Source organism: Pseudomonas sp. UBA6276 (assembly GCF_002438365.1).
Taxonomy (GTDB): Bacteria; Pseudomonadota; Gammaproteobacteria; order Pseudomonadales; family Pseudomonadaceae; genus Aquipseudomonas; species Aquipseudomonas coleopterorum.
The window spans coordinates 900-4,878 of the sequence record NZ_DJUS01000191.1; the positions used below are offsets into that span (position 1 = coordinate 900).

A 3,979-nucleotide genomic window follows, 5' to 3' on the forward strand; every position below is an offset into this window, starting at 1 on the left:
GGCTCCAGGCCCGACAGGCGGCAGGCCTTGGGGATCTCCGGAATGGCGCGCGGCGGGTAGCCGGCCACGGCGTTGGCGATGGCTTCGATATGCCCGGGCGTGGTGCCGCAGCAGCCGCCGACGATGTTGAGGAAGCCGCTCTGGGCGAATTCTTCGATGATCTTCGCGGTTTCCGACGGCAGTTCGTCGTATTCACCGAAGGCATTGGGCAAGCCGGCGTTGGGGTGGGCGGACACATGCGTACCGGCCTTGTTCGACAACTCTTCCAGGTACGGACGCAGCTCGCTGGCGCCCAGCGCGCAGTTCAGGCCGACCGAAATGGGCTTGGCATGGCTCACCGAGTTCCAGAAGGCTTCGGTGGTCTGCCCGGACAAGGTCCGGCCCGAGGCGTCGGTGATGGTCCCGGAGATCATGATCGGCAGCTCGAAGCCCAGCTCTTCGTAGACGCCTTGCACGGCGAAGATCGCTGCCTTGGCGTTGAGGGTGTCGAAGATGGTCTCGATCAGGATCAGGTCGGCGCCGCCCTCGATCAGGCCCTTGGTGGCTTCGGTGTAGTTTTCCACCAGTTCGTCAAAGGTGACGTTGCGGTAGCCGGGGTTGTTGACGTCCGGGGACAGCGAGCAGGTGCGGCTGGTCGGGCCCAGCACGCCGGCCACGAAGCGTGGCTTGTCCGGCGTTTCCAGGGTCTTGGCATCGGCGACCTGGCGCGCCACGCGCGCACCTTCGACGTTCAACTCGTACACCAGCGATTCCATGCCGTAGTCGGCCTGGGACACCTGGGTGGCGTTGAAGGTGTTGGTTTCCAGAATGTCCGCACCGGCGTCCAGATAGGCCTTCTCGATGGCGGCGATCACGTCCGGACGGCTGAGCAACAGCAGATCGTTGTTGCCCTTGACGTCGCTGGGCCAATCGGCGAAGCGCTCACCGCGGTAATCCTCTTCCTCGAGCTTGTAGCTCTGGATCATCGTACCCATGCCGCCGTCGAGAATCAGGATGCGCTCTTTGAGGGCTTGCTGGAGAGCTTGAAGGCGAGCACTGCGGTCGGACATGGGAACCACTCTTTCAGAAAATTCGGACACTGTGACAGGGTGCGGATAATAGCAAACCTGTGCGCTATTTGATCACGAAGGGCATGTCCATGAATTTCGCTCATGTTGATAAGCTGCTGTTTATTCGAATCACGGGCTACCTGCCGACCGTGAAACAGCAGTGCATCACCCCAGCCATCGACGAAATGCGCGACCTTTTCGGAATTTTTGCAGTCCCACCCCCCGGAATGCCCCGAAAAGGGGCGCGAATTCTCGTTTCAAAAGGCGGTACGCATGCTGATTTCGCTTCAAGCTCTACGGGCCCTGGCCGCCTGGATCGTGGTCTGTCATCACTTCATGCAGATCTTTTTCGACTTCCACGCCTCAGGCCCCATCGGTCAGTTCTTCACTGACCGGGGTGCGGTGGGCGTCGACATCTTCTTCGTCATCAGTGGGCTGGTGATCTACCTCTCGACCCAGGACAAGCAGATGCCCGCAGGACGCTTCCTGCTCAACCGCATCATTCGCATCGTCCCAGCCTATTGGCTGTACACCGCGCTGATGGGGTTGATGCTGGTCAGTCTGGGGCAATGGCTGCCGCACGCCGCCATCGACCTGCCGCACTTCATCCTGTCGCTGCTGTTCATCCCCTCGGAAAACCCTGGCGGCTATGGCCTCTACCCAACGCTGAACGTAGGCTGGACGCTCAACTACGAGATGTTCTTCTACCTGCTGTTCTCCCTGGTGTTCACCGTGCCGCAGCGCTACCGGCCGTTGATCGTCGCAGCCGCCCTTGTGGCGGTCAGCGAAGTGCTCGGGCGCTATGGGGTGGTCAGCCGTTTCTATCAGAACAACATCATCTACGAGTTCCTGCTCGGCATCGGCATCGGCATGCTCTATCGCCGCGGCTGGATCGCCCAGGGCCTGTGGCTGCCGCTGGCGGTGATCATCGTGTCGGCGCTGCTGATCTATCACCTGGATTCCAGTGACCGTCTGCTGCACTGGGGCCTGCCCAGCGCCTTGATTGTGCTGGCCTGCGTGGCCATGGAGCCACACTTCCGTGGCAGCCGCATCCTCAAAGCGTTGGGCGACTGCTCCTACTCGGTGTATCTGGTGCACGTGCTGGTGCTCTACGGCGGCTGGCTGGCCAGCGTGCGCTGGCATCTGAACCCGTATTGGGTGTTTGCGTTCTGCGTGCCGACCATCGCCCTGGTGTCGTGGGCCAGCTACGTGTGGATCGAAAAGCGCCTGTATCGCCGGGTCAAGCATTGGACCGACGCACGTCTGGATTCGAATGCGATGGCGCGTATCAACTGATTCCCGACCAAAACAGTCAGGCTTTGTCAGCGTCGCCGGATTCGCGTAAACTCCTGGCAAGTCTGTGAGGAACCACTATGAGCGCTATAACGATTACCGACGCTGCGCACGATTACCTGGCCGATCTGCTGAGCAAGCAGAACACCCCCGGGATCGGCATACGCGTGTTCATCACCCAGCCAGGCACCCAGTACGCAGAGACGTGCATTGCCTACTGCAAGCCGGGTGAAGAGAAGCCGGAAGACACCGCCCTGGGCTTGAAGAGCTTCACCGCCTGGATCGACGCGGTCAGCGAAGCCTTTCTCGACGACGCCGTGGTCGACTACGCCACCGACCGCATGGGCGGGCAGCTGACCATCAAGGCACCCAACGCCAAGGTGCCGATGGTCAACGCCGACAGCCCCGTCAACGAGCGCATCAACTACTACCTGCAGACCGAGATCAATCCCGGTCTGGCCAGCCATGGCGGCCAGGTCAGCCTCATCGACGTGGTCGAGGACGGCATCGCCGTGCTGCAGTTCGGTGGCGGCTGCCAGGGTTGCGGGCAGGCTGACGTGACCCTGAAGGACGGTATCGAGCGCACCTTGCTCGAACGCATCCCCGAGCTCAAGGGCGTACGCGATGTGACCGACCACACTCAGAAAGAAAACGCCTACTACTGATCGGCGTGGCGCCAGCATCGACTCGCTGCCTCTGTGCAGCGTCGGTGCCCGGCCTTACTGGCCGAAGCGCTGCGCATACCCCTGGGGACTGACCCCGAGCACTTTCTGAAAGCTGCGGCGCAGATTCTCTGCATGCCCGTAGCCGCACAACCGCGCCACACTCTGCACCGACAACTGTCCACCCTGAATCATGGCCCTGGCCGCTTCCAGTCGGACCCGCTCGATGTGTCGCGCCGGGGTGATGTTCAATTCGGCGAAGAACACGCGATACAGCGTGCGTGGCGTCATGTTGGCCTGCTGCGCCAGCGCTTCCAGTGACAGGTCGGCGCTGAGGTTGTGCGCGATCCACTCCAGCAGTTCGGTCAGCCTCGACGTCGGCCCGTTGCAGCGCGCCAGGTGCGGGCTAAACTGCGTCTGTCCGCCCGAGCGCTTGAGGAACAGTACCAGGCGGCGCGCCACAGCCAGCGCCAGTGGTCGGCCCAGATCGGCTTCGATCAAGGCCAGTGCCAGGTCGATGCCGGCCGTGACGCCGGCCGAGGTGAAGATGTGGCTGTGGCCATCCTTGTCCGACGGATCAAAGGTGTGTAGCCGATCGCCCCGAACCTGTACGTTGGCGAAGGTCTTCAACGCCTCGACATCATCCCAGTGGGTGGTGGCGATCAAACCGTCCAGCAGCCCGGCGCTGGCGAGCATCAGCGCGCCCGAACACACCGAGCCCAAACGCCGTACCTGAGGCGCCGCCGCGCGCAGCCAGGCGAGCAGGGCGGTATTGGCGCATTGCTCGGCATCGCTGCTGCCGCCGGGCAGCAATACTGTATCCAAGGTGGAGCAGTCCACTGACTGCCAGCTGGCATCGGCATGCAGTTTGAGCCCGGCCGAGGTCGCGACGGGTCCTGGGGTTTCGCCCAGCAGTTGCAGGTCATAGAAGGGCGCCAGCCCCTGGCGCGTCAGCTCGACGTTGGCCGAGGCGAA

Annotated in this window: 4 protein-coding genes (1 of these 4 running past the window's edge); 2 read left to right on the forward strand and 2 right to left on the reverse strand. The window is 62.5% G+C overall.

The features are described 5' to 3' along the window. Positions 1–1,049, reverse strand: part of the annotated coding region (locus B2V21_RS21365; RefSeq protein WP_286917965.1) for a homocysteine S-methyltransferase family protein (this coding region is incomplete at its 3' end). 899 nt of the annotated region lie to the left of the window's left edge; 1,049 of its 1,948 annotated nt are in view. 273 nt (positions 1,050–1,322) lie between these two features. Here B2V21_RS21365 and B2V21_RS21370 point away from each other — a divergent pair. After that, complete coding sequence (locus B2V21_RS21370) at positions 1,323–2,345, forward strand: acyltransferase family protein (RefSeq protein ID WP_056842682.1); 1,023 nt, start codon at positions 1,323–1,325, stop codon at positions 2,343–2,345. A gap of 77 nt (positions 2,346–2,422) precedes the next feature. Next, positions 2,423–3,007, forward strand: a complete 585-nt coding sequence (gene nfuA, locus B2V21_RS21375) for a Fe-S biogenesis protein NfuA (RefSeq protein WP_049859622.1) — start codon at positions 2,423–2,425, stop codon at positions 3,005–3,007. A 54-nt stretch (positions 3,008–3,061) separates the two neighbouring features. Here nfuA and B2V21_RS21380 read toward each other — a convergent pair. Further along, a partial coding sequence (locus tag B2V21_RS21380) for a GlxA family transcriptional regulator (RefSeq protein ID WP_286917966.1) occupies positions 3,062–3,979 on the reverse strand: 918 nt, incomplete at its 5' end.

What these genes read in the sequence shown, in the direction of transcription:
- nfuA (WP_049859622.1), top strand. Translation starts at nt 2,423, where the DNA reads ATGAGCGCTATAACGATTACCGACGCTGCGCACGATTACCTGGCCGAT.
- B2V21_RS21370 (WP_056842682.1), top strand. Translation starts at nt 1,323, where the DNA reads ATGCTGATTTCGCTTCAAGCTCTACGGGCCCTGGCCGCCTGGATCGTG.